General features: G+C 73.5%; 1 protein-coding gene. It reads right to left on the bottom strand.

Annotation, left to right across the window (positions count from 1 at the left end):
- Positions 1 to 722 (bottom strand): ArgP/LysG family DNA-binding transcriptional regulator (locus AC27KI_RS26510; protein ID WP_487116852.1); only part of this gene is annotated, 722 nt, incomplete at both ends.

The following is a 722-nucleotide window of genomic DNA, read 5'->3' as shown; positions in this document are numbered from 1 at the left end:
CCTGCATCACCCGCTGGGCGAGCCGCTCCAGCCGGGGCGGCTGCTGCGCCCAGCCGTGCCAGTACAGGGCCACGTCCGTCGCCGCATCGGGCAGCACGTCGATCAGCTCGCCGCGCTCGATGGCATCGCCGATCTGCAGCTCCGGCACCATGCCGTAGCCCAGCCCCAGCCGGATCGCCGCGACGAAGGGCTCCGATGCCGGCACGTAATGGCTCGGATAGGCGCTGGCCTGCAGCCCGAACGCATTGAGCAGCGCATTGGCCTGCAGCGGGTCCTTGCGGTTGAACACCACCGTGGGGGCCCGGCGCGCCGACGCCCGGGTGATGCCGCGCGGCCCGAACCATTGCGCGGCGAATGCGGGCGAGGCCACCAGCCGGTAGCGCATGCGGCCCAGCGGCTCGGCCGTGCAGCCGCGCATGGCATGCGGCTGGGCCGACACGCAGGCATGGGCCAGGCCGGCCTCCAGCAGCGCGTGCGTGTGCTCCTGGTCGTCCACCACCAGCTCGATGGCGATGCGCTCGCGCTGCAGCACGCCCGACAGCGCCGGCAGCAGCCAGGTGGCGAGCGAATCGGCGTTGACCGCGAGCGTGACGGCGAAGAACGCATCCGCCTCCCCATCGCCGCCCGAGAGCCCCGCCAGCAGGTCGTGCTCCATGACGCGGGCGCGCTGCAGGTGCTGCAGCAGTTGCCGGCCCGCCCGGGTGGCGCGGCTGGGCCGATCA

It is taken from the genome of Acidovorax sp. KPB24-03 (assembly GCF_057546605.1).
This window is presented reverse-complemented; position numbering and strand designations above follow the sequence as displayed.